At 60.5% G+C, this 20,896-nt stretch carries 24 protein-coding genes; 18 read left to right on the top strand and 6 right to left on the bottom strand.

From position 1 onward, the window contains the following. Positions 1-58 precede the first annotated feature (58 nt). The 4 genes from ACZ5G6_RS19975 (at position 59) to ACZ5G6_RS19960 (ending at position 4,136) form a co-directional block, all read left to right on the top strand. Complete coding sequence (locus ACZ5G6_RS19975) at positions 59-1,360, top strand: sugar ABC transporter substrate-binding protein (RefSeq protein WP_498687558.1); 1,302 nt, start codon at positions 59-61, stop codon at positions 1,358-1,360. Positions 1,361-1,413: 53 nt separating this feature from the next. Further along, positions 1,414-2,307: a carbohydrate ABC transporter permease gene (locus tag ACZ5G6_RS19970; RefSeq protein WP_498687556.1), complete on the top strand. Its 894-nt coding sequence runs from the start codon at positions 1,414-1,416 to the stop codon at positions 2,305-2,307. After that, positions 2,304-3,164, top strand: a complete 861-nt coding sequence (locus tag ACZ5G6_RS19965; RefSeq protein WP_498687554.1) for a carbohydrate ABC transporter permease — start codon at positions 2,304-2,306, stop codon at positions 3,162-3,164. The genes ACZ5G6_RS19970 and ACZ5G6_RS19965 overlap by 4 nt, the downstream gene beginning before the upstream one ends. A 63-nt stretch (positions 3,165-3,227) precedes the next feature. Beyond that, on the top strand, positions 3,228-4,136 hold the full coding sequence (locus tag ACZ5G6_RS19960; protein ID WP_498687552.1) for a nucleoside hydrolase: 909 nt from the start codon (positions 3,228-3,230) through the stop codon (positions 4,134-4,136). Between the two features lie 165 nt (positions 4,137-4,301). Here ACZ5G6_RS19960 and ACZ5G6_RS19955 read toward each other — a convergent pair whose 3' ends face one another. Beyond that, the gene (locus ACZ5G6_RS19955; RefSeq protein ID WP_498687550.1) at positions 4,302-4,517 is read right to left on the bottom strand and encodes a glycerate kinase; all 216 of its coding nucleotides are present in this window, start codon (positions 4,515-4,517) and stop codon (positions 4,302-4,304) included. Positions 4,518-4,545: 28 nt separating this feature from the next. After that, positions 4,546-5,340 carry a GntR family transcriptional regulator gene (locus tag ACZ5G6_RS19950; RefSeq protein ID WP_498687548.1) on the bottom strand — a complete coding sequence of 265 codons (795 nt, stop codon included), beginning with the start codon at positions 5,338-5,340 and terminating at the stop codon, positions 4,546-4,548. 221 nt (positions 5,341-5,561) lie between these two features. On the opposite strand from ACZ5G6_RS19950, the gene ACZ5G6_RS19945 reads away from it, so the two are divergent. The 4 genes from ACZ5G6_RS19945 (at position 5,562) to ACZ5G6_RS19930 (ending at position 9,633) form a co-directional block, all read left to right on the top strand. Then, on the top strand, positions 5,562-6,599 hold the full coding sequence (locus ACZ5G6_RS19945; RefSeq protein ID WP_498687547.1) for a succinylglutamate desuccinylase/aspartoacylase family protein: 1,038 nt from the start codon (positions 5,562-5,564) through the stop codon (positions 6,597-6,599). Between the two features lie 2 nt (positions 6,600-6,601). After that, positions 6,602-7,783: a M24 family metallopeptidase gene (locus ACZ5G6_RS19940; protein WP_498691967.1), complete on the top strand. Its 1,182-nt coding sequence runs from the start codon at positions 6,602-6,604 to the stop codon at positions 7,781-7,783. A gap of 30 nt (positions 7,784-7,813) precedes the next feature. Beyond that, positions 7,814-9,130, top strand: coding sequence for an MFS transporter (locus ACZ5G6_RS19935; protein WP_498687545.1), 1,317 nt, complete (start codon positions 7,814-7,816; stop codon positions 9,128-9,130). Between the two features lie 140 nt (positions 9,131-9,270). Next, positions 9,271-9,633 carry a hypothetical protein gene (locus ACZ5G6_RS19930; protein ID WP_498687544.1) on the top strand — a complete coding sequence of 121 codons (363 nt, stop codon included), beginning with the start codon at positions 9,271-9,273 and terminating at the stop codon, positions 9,631-9,633. Here the strand turns inward: ACZ5G6_RS19930 and ACZ5G6_RS19925 are convergent. From ACZ5G6_RS19925 to ACZ5G6_RS19910, 4 genes are all read right to left on the bottom strand, one after another. Then, positions 9,622-10,218, bottom strand: coding sequence for a dTMP kinase (locus ACZ5G6_RS19925; RefSeq protein WP_498687542.1), 597 nt, complete (start codon positions 10,216-10,218; stop codon positions 9,622-9,624). The genes ACZ5G6_RS19930 and ACZ5G6_RS19925 overlap by 12 nt on opposite strands. 87 nt (positions 10,219-10,305) lie before the next feature. Further along, a complete protein-coding gene (locus ACZ5G6_RS19920; RefSeq protein ID WP_498687541.1) occupies positions 10,306-11,142 on the bottom strand; it encodes an enoyl-CoA hydratase/isomerase family protein in 837 nt (278 codons plus the stop codon). Further along, positions 11,139-12,380: a CaiB/BaiF CoA transferase family protein gene (locus ACZ5G6_RS19915; protein ID WP_498687540.1), complete on the bottom strand. Its 1,242-nt coding sequence runs from the start codon at positions 12,378-12,380 to the stop codon at positions 11,139-11,141. Before ACZ5G6_RS19915 ends, ACZ5G6_RS19920 begins: the two co-directional genes overlap by 4 nt. Before the next feature lie 52 nt (positions 12,381-12,432). After that, the gene (locus tag ACZ5G6_RS19910) at positions 12,433-13,812 is read right to left on the bottom strand and encodes an SLC13 family permease (RefSeq protein ID WP_498687538.1); all 1,380 of its coding nucleotides are present in this window, start codon (positions 13,810-13,812) and stop codon (positions 12,433-12,435) included. A 112-nt stretch (positions 13,813-13,924) separates the two neighbouring features. Here ACZ5G6_RS19910 and ACZ5G6_RS19905 point away from each other — a divergent pair, with 112 nt between their 5' ends. From ACZ5G6_RS19905 to ACZ5G6_RS19860, 10 genes are all read left to right on the top strand, one after another. After that, positions 13,925-14,689, top strand: coding sequence for an IclR family transcriptional regulator (locus ACZ5G6_RS19905; RefSeq protein ID WP_498687537.1), 765 nt, complete (start codon positions 13,925-13,927; stop codon positions 14,687-14,689). A 228-nt stretch (positions 14,690-14,917) separates the two neighbouring features. Next, a complete protein-coding gene (locus ACZ5G6_RS19900; RefSeq protein WP_223934535.1) occupies positions 14,918-15,076 on the top strand; it encodes a hypothetical protein in 159 nt (52 codons plus the stop codon). Between the two features lie 374 nt (positions 15,077-15,450). After that, positions 15,451-15,654: a hypothetical protein gene (locus ACZ5G6_RS19895; protein WP_223934534.1), complete on the top strand. Its 204-nt coding sequence runs from the start codon at positions 15,451-15,453 to the stop codon at positions 15,652-15,654. Further along, entirely contained in the window at positions 15,651-16,136 is a 486-nt protein-coding gene (locus ACZ5G6_RS19890) for a hypothetical protein (protein WP_498687536.1), read from the top strand. The genes ACZ5G6_RS19895 and ACZ5G6_RS19890 overlap by 4 nt, the downstream gene beginning before the upstream one ends. Further along, a complete protein-coding gene (locus tag ACZ5G6_RS19885) occupies positions 16,133-17,362 on the top strand; it encodes an Nramp family divalent metal transporter (protein WP_498687534.1) in 1,230 nt (409 codons plus the stop codon). Before ACZ5G6_RS19890 ends, ACZ5G6_RS19885 begins: the two co-directional genes overlap by 4 nt. After that, positions 17,359-17,787: a hypothetical protein gene (locus ACZ5G6_RS19880; RefSeq protein ID WP_498687532.1), complete on the top strand. Its 429-nt coding sequence runs from the start codon at positions 17,359-17,361 to the stop codon at positions 17,785-17,787. Before ACZ5G6_RS19885 ends, ACZ5G6_RS19880 begins: the two co-directional genes overlap by 4 nt. Further along, the gene (locus ACZ5G6_RS19875) at positions 17,774-18,109 is read left to right on the top strand and encodes a PRC-barrel domain-containing protein (RefSeq protein WP_498687530.1); all 336 of its coding nucleotides are present in this window, start codon (positions 17,774-17,776) and stop codon (positions 18,107-18,109) included. Before ACZ5G6_RS19880 ends, ACZ5G6_RS19875 begins: the two co-directional genes overlap by 14 nt. 48 nt (positions 18,110-18,157) lie before the next feature. Next, the gene (locus tag ACZ5G6_RS19870) at positions 18,158-18,607 is read left to right on the top strand and encodes a hypothetical protein (RefSeq protein ID WP_498687529.1); all 450 of its coding nucleotides are present in this window, start codon (positions 18,158-18,160) and stop codon (positions 18,605-18,607) included. A 172-nt stretch (positions 18,608-18,779) separates the two neighbouring features. Further along, positions 18,780-19,265: an SRPBCC family protein gene (locus ACZ5G6_RS19865; protein ID WP_498687527.1), complete on the top strand. Its 486-nt coding sequence runs from the start codon at positions 18,780-18,782 to the stop codon at positions 19,263-19,265. Between the two features lie 96 nt (positions 19,266-19,361). After that, positions 19,362-20,891 (top strand): CYTH and CHAD domain-containing protein, encoded by a 1,530-nt coding sequence (locus ACZ5G6_RS19860; protein ID WP_498687525.1) that lies wholly within the window; start codon positions 19,362-19,364, stop codon positions 20,889-20,891. The last annotated feature ends 5 nt before the right edge of the window (positions 20,892-20,896 follow it).

Genomic DNA, 20,896 nt, shown 5'->3' with positions numbered 1-20,896 from the left:
AGTCTAACCGGTTAGATGCTCGTCTCGCATCCGACCCAAATCTCCAGAAAGGCTTCCCGTGAAGCGCAAACTCCTTGCAGCGACGTCGCTGTTGGCGGCCGGAGCGATATTCCTCGCTGGCTGCTCCACGAGCTCACAGAATTCAGGTTCGGCACTGGGAAACGACGGCCCGGGAACCGGAACCGTCAACCTCCTTGGTCCGGAGGATCCGGCAACGTTCGCCCCTGTCATTGCCGCCTTCCAGGCCAAAAATCCGGACATCACTGTGAAGTACTCACAAGTGCCCTTCGACCAACTCAACCCAACGCTTCAGCAGCGCCTTGGGGCCAAGGACGACACGATCGATGTCTACACCGTGGATCAGCCCCGGCTGTCCCAGTTGGCTGCCCAAGGATTCCTTGAGGACCTGAGCAGTCTGAAGGAGCCGGCCAAGGCCGCCGTTCCGGACGCGCAGTTCAGTGTGAACCTTTACGATGACAAGCTTTGGGCGCTGCCCATCTGGAACTCCACCCAAATGCTGTTCTTCAACAAGACAGCCCTGGATGCGGCCGGCGTGAAGCACCCATCGGTTGACCCCTCCCAGCGCATGACGTGGGAACAGATCGCCACGGATGCCAAGAAAGTCCAGGCGGCGGGAACGCAGTACGGCCTGCTTCTGGAACAAGTCGAGGCTTACTACCAACTGCAGCCACTGGCTGAGTCTGCAGGTGGTGGATCCGGCATCACGGGCGACAAGATGTTGACCACCGACATCAACAACGCGGGCTGGGAAAAGGCCATGCAGTGGTATGCGGATACGTTCGCGTCGGGGCTCTCTCCCCGCGGCATTGGCGGCTTCCAGACCAGCCCAGTCTTCACCTCAGGTAACGTGGCCTACTTCGTTGGCGGTCCTTGGGATGTTGGCGGATTCGCCAAGACGAACATCGATTGGGGCGTGGCACCCATGCCGTACTTCGACGGCGGAAGCCAGGTAACGCCAACAGGCTCGTGGTCGTGGGGCATCAATCCCGCATCCAAGAACAAGGCAGCCGCAAAGAAGTTCCTGGAGTTTGCGTCCTTGGACACAGCGGGAAATCTCGCCACCACTGAGGCGACCACCATCATCCCTGCCAACAGCGCGGCAACGGCCCAGTATCTGCCCAAGCTCGAAGCGCTGGGCGGAGACCATAGTAAGGGGCTGGCCGAGTTGATCTCCCACGAAAATACTCAGACGGCAAAACCGCGCCCGGTCAGCGTTGGCTATATCCAGTTCGAAGAAATCATGGGCAAGGCCTTCGCTGATATCCGCAACGGGACTCCGGTCAACGAGCGGCTGAAGCAGGCATCCCAACAGATCAACGATGCTTGGAAGCAGCTCTAGCCATGTCCCCCTCGCAAACAACCAATCGTCCACCTGCAACGCAGCATCGAGCCGTGGCCACGCCTCCGGTCCGTCGCAGGAGGCGTGCATCGTTGGTGGCAGTGGCGGCCGCGTTCCTGGCTCCCGCTTTGATCAGCCTGATAGTGCTTCGTCTTGCACCCGCGGCTGTGGCCCTGTGGGAGAGCCTGTTCCGCGAAAGCTTCTTGCGCGGCGGAACGGTGTTTGTGGGCTTTGAGAACTATGCAGACCTCTTTGGCAACGCAGACTTCAACAACGCCTTCTTGGTGACGCTCGTCTTTTCGGCAATCGTGAACCCCCTCCAGATTGCTGTGTCGTTCCTGCTTGCCGTCCTTTACACCCGCAAGGCTGCCGGCGCAAAGGTTTGGCGCTCCCTGGTGGTCCTTCCCATAGCCGTCCCACCTGCAGTTTCGGCGGTCGTGTGGAGCGTCATCTACCGGCCGGACGGCCTGGGTAATTCATTCCTTGACCTTCTGGGACTTCCGGCGCAGCCGTTCCTGACCTCGCCGCAGCAGTCGCTCGCGTCCATCATGGTGCTCTTGAGCTGGATCGGCGTCGGCTATTGGATGCTGTTCCTGATCGCCGGTATCAACGATGTTCCCAACGAGCTCTATGAGGCCGCATCCATCGATGGAGCCTCGGCCTGGCGGAAGCTCTGGTCCGTCACGTTCCCCTTGGTCCGTCGACCTCTTGCCTTCGTCCTGGTCGCCGACACCGTTTCCAACTTCCTGATCTTCGCGCCCGTACAAATACTCACCAAAGGCGGTCCGTCAGGTTCCAGCAACCTGCTCATGTATGACATCTACACGCGGGCTTACACTCTCGGGGACCTAAGTAAAGCCCAAGCGGAAGTGATCATTCTCGTGTTACTGACCCTCGCCGTCGTCGCCATGCAATTCCGACTTCTTCGGAGCTCTGATGCGGCATGAGTGCGGTCGCCGCGGCCAAAGCGTCAGGGCACCGGACCCTTGGCTACATCGGCCTGAGTGTCCTGGGCGCCTGTGTTGGACTGTTGTTCCTTATCCCGCTGTGGTGGACGTTCGTTAATTCGCTGCGACCCGGTGGCGATACCTTCCGGTACCTGAACCCGTTGCAATGGGAAACGTTCTTCACCATGACTCCGAGCCTGGACAACTATGCCGAGCTGCTGCGCAGCAACTTGGGGTTGGCCATGCTGAACTCGATATTCGTCAGCGCGGCCACCGTGGTGATCGGCCTCGTGATTTGTTCCATGGCAGCATTCGCCCTGGCCGCCATCCCGTTTCGTGGAAGTGGCGCCGTCTTCGTGGTAGTGGTGGTGAGCTTCCTGATCCCGTTCGACGCGATCGCCATCCCCTTGGCGGACCTCTTCCGTGACTGGAACCTGCAGAATACGTATGCCGGGCTGATCCTTCCCGGTTTGGGAAACGGCATGGCGATATTCCTGTTACGCACGTTCTTCCTGGCCATCCCCAAGGACCTCGTGGAGGCGGGCCGCTTGGACGGTTTGGGCTGGTGGGGCATCTTCCGGCGGATCTATCTGCCGCTGTCCGTTCCGTCCCTCATTGGCGCTGGGCTGACGCTCTTCCTGTTCCAATGGCAGTCCTACGTTTGGCCGTTGCTCAATGGCACGGACGAGCAGCACATTCTGGGTCCCATCGCCCTGTCCAATCTACAAGGCCAATTCAACGTGGACTACGGCGTGATGTTCGCTGGATCGATAGTCCTTACGGTGATTCCGCTCGCCATCATCATTGGGTTCCAGCGCTACTTCATCCAGTCCGTGACCACCACCGGGCTCAAGTAACTCCCCATCAACCACGTCGGCACGGCACACGCCTGCCCGAAGCAAACTACAGAAGGAACAACCATGGGTGCTCGGCACCGCATCATTCTTGACACTGACATTGGATCCGACGTCGACGACGCACTGGCTTTGGCCCTGATCTTTGGCTCACCCGAGGCTGAACTCCTTGGCGTCACCACGGTATACGGCGACACTCGGCTGCGGGCGCGGCTCGCAAAGCGGTTCGGCAAACTGTCGGGACGAGACATCACTGTGCACCAGGGAATTGCCAGCCCGAAGTCAGGCCGTGAAGTGTGGTGGCCCGGCCACGAAGGTTCCTTGCATGACGGACTCCCGCAGGAAACCATCGACTCCGAGGACGCCGTGGCGTATCTGGTGCGGGAAGTCGCCAACAATCCTGGACAGATCGACCTCATTGCGATTGGACCTTTGACGAACATCGCATCGGCCCTTGAAACTGATCCAAGGTTCGAGCGCAATGTGCGGCATCTGTGGATCATGGGCGGAGCGTTCGGCACGGGCGAAACCGAGCACAACTTCCGCAGTGACGACCAAGCAGCGCGGACCGTTTTCGCTTCCGCTCTTAATATCACCGTCACCGGCCTTGAAGTGACGCGCCAAGTGGAGATGCACCGAGACCAGCTCGAACTGATCGCTGCGGCCGGCCCGCTAGGGGAAGCGCTCGACGCCGATATCCGGCAGTGGTGGGCGTTCTGGAACGAGGAATGGAATGTTCCGCACGACCCCATCACGGTCCTGACGCTGCTTCGCCCCGAGCTCTTCGAAGTGTCCGCACCCGGTACGGTCTCGATCACGTGCGACGGCGACTCGGCGGGATTGAGCACGTTCACTCCGGATTCCGAAGGCCGGGTTCGCCGCGTCACCACCATCGACGCCCAAGCAGTCGCGAACGAAATTAGCACCAGGATCGTCAAAGCGGGTGGGCTGCTCCGCGAAGTGAAAACGCCGTAGGCAATCCGAAAAACACCCTCCGTTACTGTCACTGCTGTCCGAAAGTGTTGGCTCGTTCAGCAGTGACAGTCGGCACCCAGCAGGCTCTTCCCGATCTCCCTGCCGATCTGTTGAAGCAACTCCGCTGAAAGCAAAGGGCCTTTCGAGGAGTCCAGCGATGTTTAGTCAGCCAGCGCATGCTCGGGGGACACTGACATCTCGCCCACCGCCTTTGCGGCAGCAGCGAGCGGCGGGGGAGCAGGCCTTCTGCGGACCAAACGCCGACGGCGCTCCTTGTGGTCCGCAGAGTGGGTTGTGCACGTCGGTGGTGAGGATAAGTTGCGCGCCCGCCAACCAGTGCAACAGCGCAGCCGTTAGCGTCAGATGAATCTTTCGGGCCATGCGTGAGGATGTCCGCAGGCAAAGATTCCTATGAAAGCCGCAGCCAATGGGACCTGTACGAGTAGGACTCCGGGAGGAAATAGCTGGACTGAAGTTCGACCATGGTGTGCTGATCGTCGTAGTAGGCAAGGTCGATGCGCAGCGAAGTTTCTCCCTCTTCGCGTTGAAGGTTCATGGCTGCCTCTGCTGACAAGCCCGATGCGGTGATGCTCTGCTCTGCGCTTGCGATGCCTCCGGGGATGCGCTCATCCAGGATTTCGGCCACAGTCCTATACGAAGCGATCCCGGGTTCCTTTAGTTCGCTTACATCCTGGAGTAGTTCGCCGATGTGAGGGGGCATGAACACCGAGGTGTAGCAAAAGGCGCCCTGATCGTTAAGGCGCCGGAAGGATGCGCAGGCAACGTCGTCGGTTGGCAGACGGAGCCTGCCTGCCGCGGCCAGTTCGATGCGCTTATGAAGGGGAATGACGAGTTCGTAGCGCGAATCGTGAACCGATGAGAGCAAGTCCCTCGCCGAGCTGAACTGCCGTCCAGTCTCCCCTGACGGTGCCAGGAACGTACCTTTGCCGGCGATTCGTACGATTAGTCGTTCCCTGGCGAGTTCTTCCAAGGCCTTACGTACGGTTTGGCGGCTTAGCCCGAACTGTTTCACGAGCTGGGCTTCTGTGGGCAGCATGGCGGTCTCAGGCAGAACGTTCATCTTGATGGCCTCACGCAATGCCCTGCCAAGCCATTCGTGTCGCTTTTCCCCTGGCAACGGCCCGGCATCGCGGATGCCGGCAAGGAGTGTTTCGGCGTCGAGGGTTTCGATCGATGATGTCACGCTTCAGCCTTTGCTCGATTGTACGTACAAATACAACCATAGCTAATACCGCTGACTTCAGCCACCCCGCCGCTGCGGTGTGTAATCCACCCTTCTTCACGTTCTTCGCTTGCAGAAAAGAGAACCCTTTAGACCTCTAGACAAGCCAATGACCATACAGGTACCGTAATTGAACGTACAAATAACCGTATTGTCGTGACTGCACAGGGAGGCGTCGTCAGATGACTGAAGACCGGAACTTGACCGTAGGTGGGCTCGAAGTGGAGGCAGGCGAGAAAAAGAAAGGCTGGCTCAAACTGGGCACCAGGCCGGATGGGACGCCCTTGGGCATCCCACTGGTAGTGATTAACGGTGCCAAGCCAGGCCCGAGACTGGCCCTGATCGCTGGGGTGCACGGAGACGAGTACGACTGCTGCGAAGGTCTTCGACGGTTTCTGTCCGACGTTGATCCATCCACGCTTCAGGGTGCGATTGTCGCCACGACCCAGGCCAACCCCGCGGCATTTGAAAGCTTCTCCCGGCACAGCCCAGTCGACCATCTCGATCTAAACCGGTGTTTTCCCGGTAACCCTGACGGCTTCCTGACTGAACGCGTTGCCGATGCGCTGGTCACGCACATCATGGCTGGAGCGGACTACCTGCTTGACATGCATAGCGGTGGAATGACTCTTGGCCTCATCCCGTTTGTCGGTTTCGATGACAGTCCGGGGGAAATCGGTGAGAAGTCCTTCAAGCTGGCTCAATCAACCGGTATTGAAACTCTGTATGCGGCCGTGCCCTTCAAGAACGTCCTGCGATTGGTCGCCGCCGAAAGCGGAGTGCCGTCCATTCTGGTCGAAATCGGGTCGGAAGGGCGCATGCGGGAGGACCTGGCGGAACAGGCCAGAATGACACTCGCCGGTGTTGCCCAGCGGCTTGGCATGGTTCCGGAATCGGAAAAATGGACGATCCCTTACACGGAGAATCACACCATCGTCCGCGCAGCGAAGACAGGGGAGTTCCTGCAGGCACCAACCGGCGGGTTCCTTCTGCACCGTGTGGCTCTGGGGCAGACCGTAGATGCCGGAGAGATCCTGGGCGAGATTGTGGACCCCTTTGGCGAGCAACTTCACCAAATCCGCGCCCCGCATGGCGGTCTTATCGGTGAAATGCGAACCGTTCCCGCCACAAGGATCGGTGACTGGACGTACGCCGTGCTGCCGGTTGCAGGAAGCGTACCCACCGGATCCGATCTGCAGACCCTTAGGACCTTGCCGTGAACATGAAAACAGTTGAGACATCCATGGAGTCACCCCTCTTTTACGGCGGTGACGGCCTGCAGGAAACCAAAGTCCGGCGCATGCGAACCCTTATGGACGAGAGGGGGCTTGATGCAATCCTGTTCATTAAGCACGACGCCGTGCGGTGGATAACCGGGTTCTATGCCAAGGGCTACCGCCCCTTTATCGAGATCGAGTACCTGGCTCTACTCATCAACAACGGCCCGGTAATTCTCGGAACCGCACTCAGCGGCGAACGCGCCCGGGCAATGTCACGCTCAAGGGCTGACGAGGTTGTGCAACTTGGCAGCCGGAGCACATGGGCGGGAACCGTCGAAGACATTCTCACCCTGCACGGCCTGACGAAGGGCAGGATTGGCTTTGACTTCCTAACTCATGACCTGCACCGCGGACTCCAGGAGCGACTCCCCAAGGCCGAGTTCGTGGACGCATCGGCGCTGTGGACCGACGCAACCAAAATCAAGGAGCCCGAAGAAATCGACCTCCTAAGGCAGGCGCTGGCCATCACCCAGGACGGAATGAGGGTCGCCTTGGACACAATTCGTCGGCCGGATGCGCCACGTGAAATTGATGTTGCTGCCGCGGCGGAGTACGAAATGCGGGTGGCGGGATCGGAAATGACGCCATTCATTACCAACGTGGCGTCCGGACCAAACGCAGCCATCTTCGAAAGGCTCGCAACCGAACGACGGATCAACGACGGCGACATGGTCATCGTGGATCTCGGGTGCGTCTACCGCGGATACACGGGAGATTTCGCTCGCGGAACCGTCCGCGGTAAAGCCTCCCTGGCCCAGAAGCGGCTCTACCGGGCCGCCTGGCTCGCCCAGCAAGAAGCGATCCAGGCCATCCGACCGGGAGTTACCTGCGCGTCCATCGACAAGATCGCACGCGATGTCCTCATTCAGGAAGGATACGGCGACTACACCATGCCCTGGGCCTCAGGCCACCAACTCGGCTATGGCCTTCACGGGGCACCGGTAATCGCACCCGGAGTGCACGACGTGTTGATGCCCGGAATGGTCATCAACATTGAGCCCGCCGCCTGCACACCCGACCAGCCGGAAGTAGGCGGCGTCGAGATTGAAGACACCGTACTTGTCACGGAAAACGGCTACGAAATGCTTACCAACTTCCCCTACGACGAAGATCTCTTGTCCTGACCCGGCTGCCCAGAAAGGTAGGAAAATAGAATGAATGAAACAACGAAAGCAACTCCCGCGGTGAGCGAAACCATTACCACCTCCATTAGGCGACGGGCGGTGCTCGCCGGCGCCATTGGCAACATGGTGGAATGGTATGACTTCGCCGTCTACGGACTGTTCGCCGTAATCATCGCGGCGAACTTCTTCCCAAACCAGGACCCAACGGCTGGCCTCCTGTCAACCTTCGCCGTCTTCGCCGCCTCTTTCTTTATCCGCCCCCTCGGTGCCGTTTTCTTCGGCCATTTTGGAGACAAGCACGGACGAAAAAACGTACTCCTCGCCACTGTTGCACTCATGGGCGCAGCCACCGTCGCCATTGGCCTAACACCAAACTACGCGTCGATCGGCCTTGCAGCACCCGCTTTGCTCGTCCTGTTCCGTTTTGTCCAGGCCTTCTCGGCCGGCGGGGAGTGGAGCGGCTCCTCCGTCTACACAGTCGAATATGCGCCGCGCAACCGTCGTTTCCTTTACGGCAGCTGGGTTCAAGTCAGCGCGTCCGCGGGAACACTGGTGGGCTCGCTGACTGCAGCACTCTGCGGACTGTTGTCATCGGATGCAGCCCTCCGTGACTGGGTTTGGAGGATTCCTTTCATCCTCGGTGGCATCATCGGCGTGCTCGGGCTTATCCTCCGGGCAAAGCTCGAGGACACTCCCGAATTCAGGAAAGCCCAGTCAGAACCGAAGCCCCATAAAACCCCACTTGCTTCGGTGATCAAAAACTACCGCTCCGAAGGGCTCATCGCCATCGGAATTACCATCGGCTACTCGGTCAGCATCTACATGTTCTCTACGTACCTGCCGACCTATATCAAGACCACAACGCAGGTACGCCTGACGGACGCCCTGCTCGGGAACTCCTTGCAGCTGGTGGTCCTGATGATCTTGATTCCGTTCGCCGCGATTCTTGCCGACAAGGTCGGCAGCAGGAAGTTGCTCATCGCCTTCGCCGTACTCATGATCGTCTGCGTCGTACCCCTGTTCCAGCTCATCGCGATCGGGACGCTGGGCTCCGTGATACTTGGACAGGTCCTGTTTGCCGCTATTGTCTCGCTCATTGGAGGAACCGCGGTCACCACCACCACCCGGCTTTTCCCCATAGACGTCCGATACACAGGACTTGGCGTCAGCTACAACATCGCTGTGGCCGGCTTCGGAGGAACCGCACCATTCATCTCAACCTGGCTGATCGGATCCACCGGCAGCCCAATCTCACCGGCGTACTACGTCATCTTTGCCGCGCTGATTGTCGGACTGGTCGCCGTATTTGCCCTGAAAGGCAGGGACGCGGCCGCAGCATCAAATTAGCTGCAAGGCAAAATAGCGCCGTGCTTGAGGGGAGGGAACAGAAGCGTCCCTCCCTTCAAGTTGCACCTGAAGGGAAGGGATAATTCAAATCCGCGCATCATCCGGCAATTGAGCCGATGCGATCTGATAGGAAAGAAAGTGTGAAATCACTGGATGACTACCTCTTCGACATTGACAACCGGCCGTCGAACGGTGAACTTCGGTTTTGGGTCGGGTTTCAGGTGGTGGTCTTGGGCGCCCTTGGTTGTGCGGTCCCGCTGTTCATCCTGCACTGGGCTGGTGTGCGTCAATGGGCGCTGGTCATCATTCCATTGCTCTGCGCGGCCGCGTCAGTGTGGTGGCTCTCGCGATTCCTGAAGCGACGTGGCGTGGAGAGCAAGGCGAAATACCGGGCTCACGGCGGCAACCCTGAGGGCACCAGTGACCTTCTGTTCGGCCAAGTGTCCTACGAGATTACGGCGGATGGCCGTTGGAAGTGGCCCACGCCAAGCTCAGGAGAATAAAGCGTAAACCGGGACGCACTCCTTCGCCGCGATCACCCGGTTCAGCTGGGCGAACACGTCGTCGGGTGTTCCGTTGGCGTCAATCTCCATGAAGTCGGGGAACTCGGGAAGCGAGCGGTAGGCGGCCCGGAAAGCTTCCAGCTCAGCCAGCTCTTCCTGGTCGGTGCCGCGTGCCATGACCCTTTCGTAAGCACGCGGCGGGTCAACGTCGAAGTGGATCAAGAGGTCCGGATCGGGGAGCTTTTCCAGCAGCCATGGGAGCAACCAGCCCCGTCTTAATCCAGCCGCGCGGCGCAGGGCAAGTTGGCAGTACAGATGCCTGTCCATTACCACCAAACCGTTGAACTGCCGGGCTCGCACATGCGAAATAAGGACGTTCGCCACGCGGATGCTGGTCTCTACAAAATCCGCAGCGCGTGGCGGCAGCTTCCACCCGAATCTCTCCGAAAGGAGCGACATCCGTCGGCGTGCAGCATGGTTGCTGAGGAGCAGCGCGTTCCGCCCCTCAGCGCGAGCCGAATCCACCAAGGCGCGGGCCGCCGTCGTCTTTCCTGAACCGTCTATTCCTGTCAGAACAATGAGCATTTGGCCTCCCGTCGTCTCTCTTCCAACGGAGGAAAAGCCAGCCTTGTCCCTGATTGAGGCTCAGATCACGTCTCGGGCAAGCCCTGTTCACCCAAGGGGCCGCCACTTAAACCGGGGTTGCTCGCGGTTCAGGAACGCGCTGATGCCGATCTCCATGTCAGGACAGTCCGGCATGGCGGACCAGGCCGCAGCCCACTCCTGATCCATGTCAGGCTGTCCGGCGTCCGAAGCATCCAGGTCCACCAGCCGCTTCATGGAGTGCACCGAGAAACGCGAACGGCTCCGCAGGGAACCAAGAAGCGCGTCGCACTGTTGCTCAAAGGACGCGGAAGGAACGACGTCGGCCACCAAACCCAGCGCTTGGGCTTGCGTTGCACTGAATGTTTGCCCGGTAAGGAGGATGTATTTCGCATTGGCGTGCCCCACCAGCCGGACCAGCCGTTCAATGCCTGGGCGTGGGTAGATGATGCCGATCTTGGCCGGGGTCAGCCCGAAGACGGCGCGCTCGTTGGCAATGATGAAGTCGCATGCCGAGGCGATCTGCCACCCTCCACCCATGCAGGCGCCATCCACCAAGGCGACGGTGGGCTTGGTGAGCGATGCAATGGCGTGATCGGCCAGGCTGAGCTGGTCAAGAACCGAACCGTCCGGCTGGGGGTCCAAGAGCACGGACGAGAGTTCGCTGATGGAAGCCCCGGCGCAGAAGGTGTCGCCCGCACCGCGCAGAGCTACCACGGCAATATCGGGATCGGCATCGAGCCGGGGCATCAGCTCCTGGATTTCCAGGCACATGGCCTTGGTCAGGGCATTGCGCTGCGCAGGATTGCAGATGTCCACGGTTGCAATACCCCCGGCGACCGACACGGCTATCCGGCCCACAAGGCCCTCATGGGAGACACGGGATGCCTGGGAAACTGTACTCATCGCCCTGCTCCAATCTTTGTCGAAGTGGACGCCGGCCCGCACAGAACGCGGCCCTTGCGCTCAAGCCGGGTGACGTCGTCGTAGGTCATTCCCAGCTCCATGAGTACTTCGGTGGTGTGTTCGCCCAGCAGAGGCGGGGGTGACAGGATTTCGCTGGGTTCCCCGTCCAGGCTCAGCGGTCCGCGTAGGAGTGGAAGCTCAGAGCCGTCCCGCCGCTGGCTGTGCTGGACAAGGCCCAGCGCGGCAACCTGTTCGGAGGCCAGGGCCTGTGTGTAGTTGTAGATGGGGCCGCAGGGGATGCCTTCCTGGCTGATCAGTGGCACCCATTCGTCAGCCGGTTTGGCCACCAAGGAAGCTTCAATGAGTTCGGTTAGCTGCTGCCTGTTGGCCGAGCGGTCCGCCCCGGTGATAAAGCGGGGATCCTCCACAGCCGTGGGAATACCCAGCAGGCCACAGAATGCCGTCCATTGTTTGTCGCTGCCCACCGCGATATTGATGGATTCGGTGGCGGTGGCGAACATCCCGTAAGGGGCGATGACTGGGTGGTTGTTCCCTTGTGGAGTGGGCGCTTCATTAAGGCTGAGCGCCTTTTGTCCCTGAAATGCGGACAGGTTCAGCGCCGTCTCCAGAAGGGAGGTGGACACCTTGCTAACGCGCTCACCACTGCGGACGCCGAGGAGCGCTGCGACGATCCCAAACGCGCACACCATTCCGGAGGTGATATCTACGATCGGTATCCCCACACGGTAGGTTTCGCCGGCGCCGGAGTGGGCGCCTGGCCCGGTGACGGACATCAGCCCGGACATCCCCTGGATGACCTGATCCAGGCCGGCGTCGTCTTTGAGGGGTCCCGTGTTGCCGAACCCGGTGACGGACCCCACCACAAGCCCGGAATTGAGTTCTTCCAACCGTGAGGCAGTGAATCCCATTTTCTCCAGGGTGCCGGGTTTGAAGTTCTCCACCAGGACGTCGGCTCCGGCTATCAGCGTGGAGAGGATGTCGCGTCCCTCGGATGAGTAGAAATCAACGCAAACGGAGGCCTTGTTCCGGTTCACGGAATCGAAGTAGAGGCTGTGGCCATCCTGGAAGGGGGGCCATTGTCGGGCGGTATCGCCGCCATTGATGCTTTCCACCTTGATGATCCGGGCGCCCATGTCGGCCAGGAGTGCGGTGCAGTAGGGGCCGGCGAGGGCGCGGCTGAGATCGACCACGGTGATTCCGTGGAGTGGTTTGAGCATGGTGGGCACCTTTCGTGCGTAGGAAAACTTGAGTGCGTGGCTGCGTAGGAAGCTAGAGGCTCGACGGAACCACCAGCGCACCGACCAGCAAGAGGGGTCCCACCACCACCATGGACAGGCCCCAACGTGTGAGGAGCCTGGTGACGCGGGGCCGCTCATCTGCATCGACCGTGGCCACAAAGGTTGCGCCGACGGTAGAGAACGGCGAGACGTCCACGATTGAGGAACACACGCCCAGTGCTGCAATGACGGCCCACCCGGCAATGTCTCCGGAGGCAACGAGCGGCAGCGCCAGGGGCACGAGTGCCGCGAGCATTCCGGTGGTGGAGGCGAACGCGGAGATGAGTCCGCCGATCCCGCAGATCACCAGCGCGGCCAGCAGGGGAGTCCCGACGGCGCCCGCTGCTTCGCCCAGCAGCGCTACAGCTCCCATGGTCTGAAGGACTCCGACGAACGTGATGATTCCGCCCACCAGCAGCACCGTGGACCAGTCGATCTTGGCTACCGCCGATTTGCCGGATTGCGGATCGCAGAGGGTGAGGACTGAGGCGAACGCGAAGCAGAGAACGCCGATGTCAGGGTTTGAGCCCAGGACGGACATGAGGATGACCGTGACAACCAGCCCCGCCATGCACAGCACCGTGACGACCTGGTTGCGGTTCAGCTTTGAGGCCGACGCCGGTACTTCCTGCGCCGCTGCCGGGTCAAGGACCTGGAGGGCTGCTTGCTTGCCCCGTGCGATGTTGCCTTCGCGCTCGAAGGGGTGCGACGGCGTCGGGCGGCTTGCGCTGAAGGATGGCAGCTGGGTGCCGAAACCGTCACCGGTACGCATGTTGAGCAGCTTGAACCCACCGAACATGACGTAAGCGGCGGCCAGCAGAAGGAGATTGGTTCCCAGGGCGACGCTGAAGAGGACCAGGGGATCAAGGTCAATCCCTGCCGCCCGGGCTGTGCCGTACGTGACAATACCGAACAGGCTGGTTGGCGCGAAGCCACCTGCGCTGAGGCCGGATCCAATGGCGATCCCCATGAGCATGCGGTCGATGCCATAGCGTTTGGCAAGTGGCATGCCGATGGGGGCCATAACCAAGCCTGCCAACGGGGAGCCCATGGCTGAGATGCCGATGGTGAGCGCGAAAAAGGCGATGGGCAGAAAGAAGGCACGGTCACCCACTTTGGTGATGGCCATCTCGATGATGCGGTCGATCGTTCCGTTGGCCTGGGCGATCGAGAAGAAATAAGTGACCCCTACCAGCAGGACGAGGATCCCGATGGGGAAGCCCGCCACCACCTTGTCGATGGTCATCCCTGCCATCCAAACGCCAACGCCGGCCGCGGCTGCGAACATGAGCACGCCAATGTGCACTTTGCGCAGGGTTGCCAGGACAAAGACGCCCACAAAGATGGCGAGGGCAGCTATTTGTTGTTCCAAGACCCGTTCTCCAATCAAACATCGTCGGTTCACTGGATGAACCAATGGTTCATTCTGGGAAATCGCCTGTACCGTAGGTCATAAGAAAGTGAGCGGTCAAGGGGGAGTGTGAATGAGTACGCAGAGTGTGGTCACGGCGATACGGGTTCTTGAAGCCGTGTCCGACGGTCAGCCGGCAGGACTATCGGAGCTGAGCCGTGAAGTGGACGTCCCCAAGGCTACGGTCCTTCGCATGCTGAGGACCCTGGCGGAATTGGGTTGGGTGGCACAGTCTGAAGCCCAGGCGGGCAAGTGGGTCCTGACCAACCATGCTTTTGCCGTGGCCAGCCGGGGAAGCAGCGGCTCGGTTATTCGCGACGCCGCCATGGGCCCCCTGAACGCACTGCAGCTGGACACCACGGAGACTGTCCACCTGGCGGTTCCGGACCGCGGGTACATGCTCATCATCGAGCGCCTGGACACGCCCCATGTCCTGAGGGCCTTCCTTCCGTTGGGATCCCGGCTGCCGATGCATGCGTCCTCCACCGGGATTGCCTACTTGTCCGCCGCTGATGACGCAATCGTGGATGAATATCTGGCCACACCTCTTGAAGCCCTTACGCCGCAAACCGTGGTTGACCCCGCGCAACTCCGGGCGATGATTGGAGAAACCCGTGCCCGCGGCTATTCCATCAACGAACAAGGCCTCAGCACGGGAATTACCTCAATTGGAGTTCCCTTGTTGGGCCCGGGCGGCGTAGCAGCAGGATCAATCTCCATCTCCGGGCCGTCAAGCAGGATTGTGCCCGCCAAATACCAGGAATATGGCGAGGCCGCATCGGGTACGGCGCGGGAGATCAGCCAGGCCCTCGGAGCGTTTTCCGCGAAGAGGTACTAAGTTTCCTGAGGAACTACTTCGCCGGGACAGAAAGCGCGCCTATCATGATGCTGTGCACGTGCTTCGGAAGGCAGGGTTCTGTTTGAACTGTTGTCATTTGGGGTAAGTACGGAATAAGGAGATCATTTCTCCGTTCGGTGCCCGTTGCTTTGGGGTGGAGCTCCAATTGGAGTCCCAGCGGACGCCTTCCTAACTGGACAAATTTGTTTGAAGGGATGCGTAGCTTACATGAACACACTATTGGTGATTGCCGGCGTCATTGCGATCATACTGCTGCTTGTTGGCGGGTTTAACCAGGCCCTGAGTTTCCTCCTGTGGGTAGGAATTATCTTGCTGGTCCTGGCGCTCATCGGCTGGGTTCTTGGCCGGGGCCGGTCACGCGTATGACAACTGATCCAACCGAAGTTGCCGGCTTCAGCCAGGTGCACGATGGGATCACGACACCGGGTTATCCGATCCCCCGTGATCTTGGGGCTCCCGCCTCCAGTGATCAGGTACCTGTTGGCGACGCATCCGGGGATGGTTCGGAAGATGCCGCGGATGCCGGAGGAAGCGAATCGGCAAATCCACCTGGGCCGGCAGAAGAGAAGGATGAGCGGACCGGGGATGACCGCGGTTTAACTACTGAAACTAATCCGACGGATTGACATGGGGTTTTGCGGTCGGGGCCAGGGAGAGGATCCCGGCCCCGACCGCGCCCTTCGGCCACCCAGCAGGTACTAATAGCTGGGCGTATTTCCCGTTTATCGATTGGGGAAGAAATGCGAATCGGTTCAATTATTGGGCTGTTCGTAGTTGTATGGCTCGTCATTGGAGCAATAGCGGCTGGCCAGCGCGGCTATTACAACGCCCCGCCCGCGCAGTGTTCGCAGTTCGCGACGATCGCCCTCAATATCCTCGCCGGGCCCCTTAATTACACAGGGATGGATCCACAAGCCGGTTGCCAGATTCCGCAGCCATCGTGAGTCCGCATGCCAGACGCCTCGCGGCGATCCTCCTGACTCTGGCGGTCCTCGCCGGAGCTATGACCGCATGCTCACCTCATCCTTCCCCGGACACGCTTGAAGGACCAGCAAAAGAGGTATTCTCCGCCGTCCAAGCTGCCACGCTGGCTGTAGACCTCAGGATTAAAAACAGCACCACGGCGGCAGCCGGGGCCACTACTGCAGATGACATGTTGGGCGAGGTTGAGTCGGCTACGGATGAAGTTGAAGGATTCACGGCCCCCACCCAGGAGGAAAAGTTGCTCCGAGATGACATGCTGGCCTCTTTCGCTGCAATCTCGCGCGCAATACTGCATGCCCGTGATGCGTTGACCGCTCCCGACAATGGCACCGAGCAAGGGCAAGCGGGATCAGGGGAGCACGGCCTTCCCAACGTTCTGCGTGAGCTGCGCAGCGCCACGGATCAGCTCGAAGCCCTCATGACCAAGGCCGGCATCCAGTGAAACGGCTCCTCGGTGTTGCACTTGGCATCCTGACGGCGATCGGGGGCTTTGTTGACATCGGGGATTTGGTGACCAACGCCGTGGTGGGTTCCCGCTTTGGGCTGTCCCTGGCGTGGGTGGTGGTGGTCGGCGTCGTCGGAATCTGCCTCTTTGCCAATATGTCCGGCAGGGTGGCGGCCGTATCCGGCAGGGCTACCTTCGAGGTGATTCGTGAACGCATGGGCCCGCGCGCCGGGCTGGCCAACCTTGGCGCTTCCTTCCTGATCAACCTGATGACGGTTACGGCTGAGATCGGCGGCATCGCGTTGGCCCTTCAGTTGGCCAGCGGCGTGGGTTACTTGCTCTGGGTCCCTGTCGCGTTGCTGGCTGTCTGGCTTGTGATTTGGCGCGTGAAGTTCAAGATCATGGAGAACGTCACCGGGCTCCTGGGACTCTCCCTGGTGGTCTTTGCGGTGGCGCTTTTCCTGCTCAAGCCCGATTGGGGTGTCCTGGCCAGCCAGGCGTTCACGCCCTCGGTACCGCAGGAGGAGGGCTCCGGCGTGTACTGGTATTACGCCATCGCGCTGTTCGGAGCTGCCATGACACCCTACGAGGTCTCCTTCTTCTCTTCTGGCGCTGTGGAGGAACACTGGAGCGTCAAGGACTTACTGCAGACCCGTATGAACGTCCTTCTCGGTTTCCCGCTCGGCGGGTTCCTTTCCGTGGCGATCGCCGCCTGCGCCGCCGTCGTTCTGCTGCCGGCGGAGATCAGCGTCACCACGCTCTCGCAAGTGGTTTTACCGGTCGCCCAGGCCGGAGGCCAGCTTGCCTTGGCAGTGCTGATTGTGGGCCTTGTGGCCGCCACGTTCGGCGCGGCGCTGGAGACCACGCTTTCCAGCGGCTACACCTTGGCACAGTTCTTTGGATGGTCCTGGGGGAAGTTCCGGCGCCCGGCGCAGGCCGCCAGGTTCCATCTGTCCATGATCGTGGTCCTGCTGGCGGGCGTCGCAGTCCTCGCCACCGGCGTAGACCCCATCCTGGTGACGGAATACTCGGTGGTGTTCTCCGCGATCGCCTTGCCCCTCACGTATTTGCCGATCCTGATCGTCGCCAACGATCCGCAATATATGGGCAAGCACGTCAACAACCGTGCCGTGAACATCGCTGGACTGGTGTATTTGGTGATCATTCTTGCCGCGTCCCTGGCCGCAATTCCGCTCATGATCGCGACAGGAGCAGGCGCATGAGTGCCAAAAAGCGCAGAAGGATCGAGCCACGTGAGATCAAGCCTGCGCCGCGCCCGGCCGGGTTGGTCCTCGACGCACAGCTCCACCTGTTGGACCGGCAGGTTTTAGACGTCGACGGCGTACCCGTCACCACCGTCGACGACCTCGAGTTAAGCGGTCCAATGCCTGATGAGCCCATCCCGGCAGGTGCAGAACCGCCGACCATCACGGCATTGCTGACGGGCCCCGTACTCGGCACGCGGATCTTCGGTGGAAGGCCGCCGTCGAACAGGTTGATCCGTATTCCTTGGGACGTCGTGTCCGATGTGGACACCGTTATCACTGTGGGTGTGCGCGCGGAATCCCTTGATGCGTCATGGGTGGAACGCTGGCTTCGGAACCACGTCATCGGCCGGATTCCCGGAGGTAGCCATGATCCTGACTGACCTGCTCGGTAGTGACGTTGTGGATAGCAAGGGTGAACGGCTGGGGGAGGTTTCAGACGCCCGCTTCGTCCTGGACTCGGCACCGACCCAGCTCCTGAGCCAGGCCCGCTTGGTGGGCATCATTGTGAGTCCGCGGACGGCGTCGTCATTCCTTGGGTATGAGCGGCAAGGTATGACGCAGCCATGGCCGGTAGCGCAGTTGTTGCGCTGGTGGCATCGAGGATCGTTCCTGGTGCTGTGGGAGGACATCGCGATGATGGGCCCACGGGAGGTGATGCTGCGTCCGGACTTCATGGCCTATGAGTCGGGGCTGCCACGATAGCGCCTCAAGCACGAAATTGCTAAGTTTGCTGACTAATTTCTTCAAAGCATGGACACGTCGCCAACCGTCCTTATAGGTTCGAAGTGTTCCATTAACACGTTCCACCGCATGGAAAGGACAGGTCACATGGACAAGCAGAACGCCACGCCTGAAGAGGAAGTGGGAGGCTACGGCACCCCAACAGCAGAGCAGGAAGCGGGCGGATCGCAGGCGCAGCCCCGCGTGGAAGAGGATCTCAGCGAAGCCGGCCTGAGCGAGGACAGCCCTGATGGCGAAACATACGTAACCGGCGCGCCAAATCTCAGCCACCTGGATCCTGAGGACTCAGACAGCGCAGGGGAACCGGGGGCAGGCCGCTTTGGCGGTATCGACGAACAGTCCCAGGCCGAGCAGAATCTGGACAAGCCTGCTGACTCCCTGGCTGATGGCAGCGGCAACGATCTGCCCCGGGACGAGTCACCCAAGGATGACGACGAAGAGAATTTCGACGCAGGTTAGGCCATAACTCCGGCGCGCCCCCATAAGACAGGCGCGCCACCGGTTATGCAGCCAGCCGGCTGGCGCGCCGCCGGCAATACCCGGCTCAAAAGAGTCCGTACACAAAACGCGGCAATAATAAACCGCGGTAAAAAGCGCACTACAAGAAGAAACATTGAAGGAGCGACACCCTATGGCTACCGTCAATAAATCAATCGACGTAGATGTACCTGTATCCGTTGCCTATAACCAGTGGACGCAGTTCGAGACTTTTCCCGAGTTCATGAACGGGGTGGAGTCCGTGCAGCAGATCGATGACACGGCGCTCCATTTCGCAACGAACGTGGGTGGCGTGAAGCGCGAATACAACGCCCAAATCATCGAGCAGGTGCCTGATTCCCTTGTCAGCTGGGCGAGTGTGGACGGTCCGCGGAATGCGGGAACGGTGACCTTTGAACCGTTGGACGCCGGGCACACGCGCGTCAATGTAGAGATCGAATGGGAGCCGGACACACTTGCAGAAAAGGCCGGCTCGGCAGTCGGAGTGGACAGTTTGCGCGTGGGCGCGGACCTGGACAAGTTCAAGAAGTTCATCGAGGCCCAAGGACATGAGACCGGAGCCTGGCGTGGCACAGTATCCGGTGGCGATGTGGACGAAGGCGGAGGAGTATTGGCTTAAAGGTTTTTCGTGTGAGCCTCTTACCGGTGGAGGCCGGCCAGCGAACGGGCCGGCCTCCGCGGGTGCCACGAAGAAATACTCCAGTGAGGAGAACTGATGGCAACGTCCAGCATGGTGGAGGCAGAGCGGAAGTTCGACGTCGATCCCTCCACGCCGCTTCCCACGCTTGAAAAGATCGACGGCGTGGCCAGCGTGGGAGAGCCATCCACCTATAGCCTGGAAGCTGTCTATTTCGACACCAGCGACCTCGCGCTTGCCGCCCGCGGAATCACGCTGCGGCGACGCACGGGGGGACCCGACGCCGGATGGCACCTCAAGCTTCCCCACAGTCCAGGACGTCGCACGGAAATCCACGCGCCCCTGGGCCAAGCCGATACCGTGCCTGTGGAGCTGATGGACCGGATCCTTGCCTATACGCGCGGACACGCAGTAATGGCAGTCGCCACGCTCAACACCGAGCGCACCGGCTACCCCCTCTACCAGGACGACGGCGGACGGGTGGCAGAGTTCGTGGATGACCACGTAAGGGCACGTGTTTCCCTAGGCGAGGGCAGTGAACAACAGTGGCGCGAATGGGAAGTGGAGCTCAACGGTAGCGGGCACATGAAAAAGGGCGACGACATCCTGGACGCCGTCGCAGCCCAGCTGATCGAAGCCGGTGCGAGCCCCAGCGAGCGCACTTCCAAACTGGCAACAGCTCTGGGAGATTCTTGGCCGCGTGCAAAGGGGACCGGCCGAGAGGTTCCCAGCCGCAAGGGCCCCGCCGTCGTTCCCGTACTGAACTACCTTGACGCCCAAGTGGCCAAGTTGCTCCTGCAGGACTCGCATGTACGAATGAACCGGGACGATTCCGTCCACAAGATGCGGTCATTGACCCGGCGTATCCGCTCCGTGCTCCACAGTTACCGCAAGCTTTTCAAGGGCTCCCCGGTTCAGGAACTTGAACTCGAACTGAAATCGTTGGCCAAGACGCTTGGACGCTACCGGGACGTGGAGGTACTTCATGAGCGGCTCCGAAAGGATGTGGAGGAGCTGCCAATGAAGCTGGTTTTGGGTCCTCTTCACGCTGAGCTGGATGAGCGGATGAAGGTTCGGGCGGACACTGCCATGGCGGCCATCAGGACCCGGCTCAACAGCCCCCGCTATTTCCGGCTTCTGGATGGGCTCGAAGCTTTCCTGGACTCTCCCGCAATTGCGCCGAAAGGAACCGGGCCCGCACGCAAGACCACAGCGAAACTCGCCAACAAAGCGGCCAAACGCCTCGCCAAACGCCACGACGCAGCGGTGGGTGCCGCCGTCGGGCCTTCACGTGACTCGGCGTTTCACAACGTCCGCAAGACTGCCAAGAAGCTTCGCTTCGCCGCAGCCACTGCTGAAAGTGTCCACGGGAAGCGCGCCGCAAAGCTCGCGGACGCTGCCCATGATGTCCAGACCATTTTGGGCGAACATCAGGACAGCGCCATGGCCAGTGCCGAGCTTTTGAAGTTGGGGTCTGCCTCCGGTGCTGGTAACAGCGCCTTCACGTACGGCCTGCTTCATGCCGCAGAACGCGCAAAGGCCGACGCCGCTCAGCAGGAGTATCTGCGTAGCGGCAAGAAAGCCCGGAAGCTCCGCCTCAAAAAGTAGGAGGT

The organism is Arthrobacter sp. TmtSoilC51, assembly GCF_055388015.1.
Note: the sequence above shows the minus strand (reverse complement) of the source record. Positions and strands in the feature narration are given on the sequence as shown.

Excerpts from the sequence above, each read along its gene's own strand:
- ACZ5G6_RS19860 (WP_498687525.1), top strand. The coding sequence starts at position 19,362 with ATGGCAACGTCCAGCATGGTGGAGGCAGAGCGGAAGTTCGACGTCGAT.
- ACZ5G6_RS19875 (WP_498687530.1), top strand. The coding sequence starts at position 17,774 with ATGATCCTGACTGACCTGCTCGGTAGTGACGTTGTGGATAGCAAGGGT.
- ACZ5G6_RS19945 (WP_498687547.1), top strand. The coding sequence starts at position 5,562 with ATGACTGAAGACCGGAACTTGACCGTAGGTGGGCTCGAAGTGGAGGCA.
- ACZ5G6_RS19915 (WP_498687540.1), bottom strand. The coding sequence starts at position 12,380 with ATGCTCAAACCACTCCACGGAATCACCGTGGTCGATCTCAGCCGCGCC.
- ACZ5G6_RS19940 (WP_498691967.1), top strand. The coding sequence starts at position 6,602 with ATGAAAACAGTTGAGACATCCATGGAGTCACCCCTCTTTTACGGCGGT.
- ACZ5G6_RS19895 (WP_223934534.1), top strand. The coding sequence starts at position 15,451 with ATGCGAATCGGTTCAATTATTGGGCTGTTCGTAGTTGTATGGCTCGTC.
- ACZ5G6_RS19870 (WP_498687529.1), top strand. The coding sequence starts at position 18,158 with ATGGACACGTCGCCAACCGTCCTTATAGGTTCGAAGTGTTCCATTAAC.
- ACZ5G6_RS19955 (WP_498687550.1), bottom strand. The coding sequence starts at position 4,517 with ATGGCCCGAAAGATTCATCTGACGCTAACGGCTGCGCTGTTGCACTGG.
- ACZ5G6_RS19920 (WP_498687541.1), bottom strand. The coding sequence starts at position 11,142 with ATGAGTACAGTTTCCCAGGCATCCCGTGTCTCCCATGAGGGCCTTGTG.
- ACZ5G6_RS19965 (WP_498687554.1), top strand. The coding sequence starts at position 2,304 with ATGAGTGCGGTCGCCGCGGCCAAAGCGTCAGGGCACCGGACCCTTGGC.
- ACZ5G6_RS19960 (WP_498687552.1), top strand. The coding sequence starts at position 3,228 with ATGGGTGCTCGGCACCGCATCATTCTTGACACTGACATTGGATCCGAC.
- ACZ5G6_RS19935 (WP_498687545.1), top strand. The coding sequence starts at position 7,814 with ATGAATGAAACAACGAAAGCAACTCCCGCGGTGAGCGAAACCATTACC.
- ACZ5G6_RS19880 (WP_498687532.1), top strand. The coding sequence starts at position 17,359 with ATGAGTGCCAAAAAGCGCAGAAGGATCGAGCCACGTGAGATCAAGCCT.
- ACZ5G6_RS19905 (WP_498687537.1), top strand. The coding sequence starts at position 13,925 with ATGAGTACGCAGAGTGTGGTCACGGCGATACGGGTTCTTGAAGCCGTG.
- ACZ5G6_RS19925 (WP_498687542.1), bottom strand. The coding sequence starts at position 10,218 with ATGCTCATTGTTCTGACAGGAATAGACGGTTCAGGAAAGACGACGGCG.
- ACZ5G6_RS19900 (WP_223934535.1), top strand. The coding sequence starts at position 14,918 with ATGAACACACTATTGGTGATTGCCGGCGTCATTGCGATCATACTGCTG.
- ACZ5G6_RS19865 (WP_498687527.1), top strand. The coding sequence starts at position 18,780 with ATGGCTACCGTCAATAAATCAATCGACGTAGATGTACCTGTATCCGTT.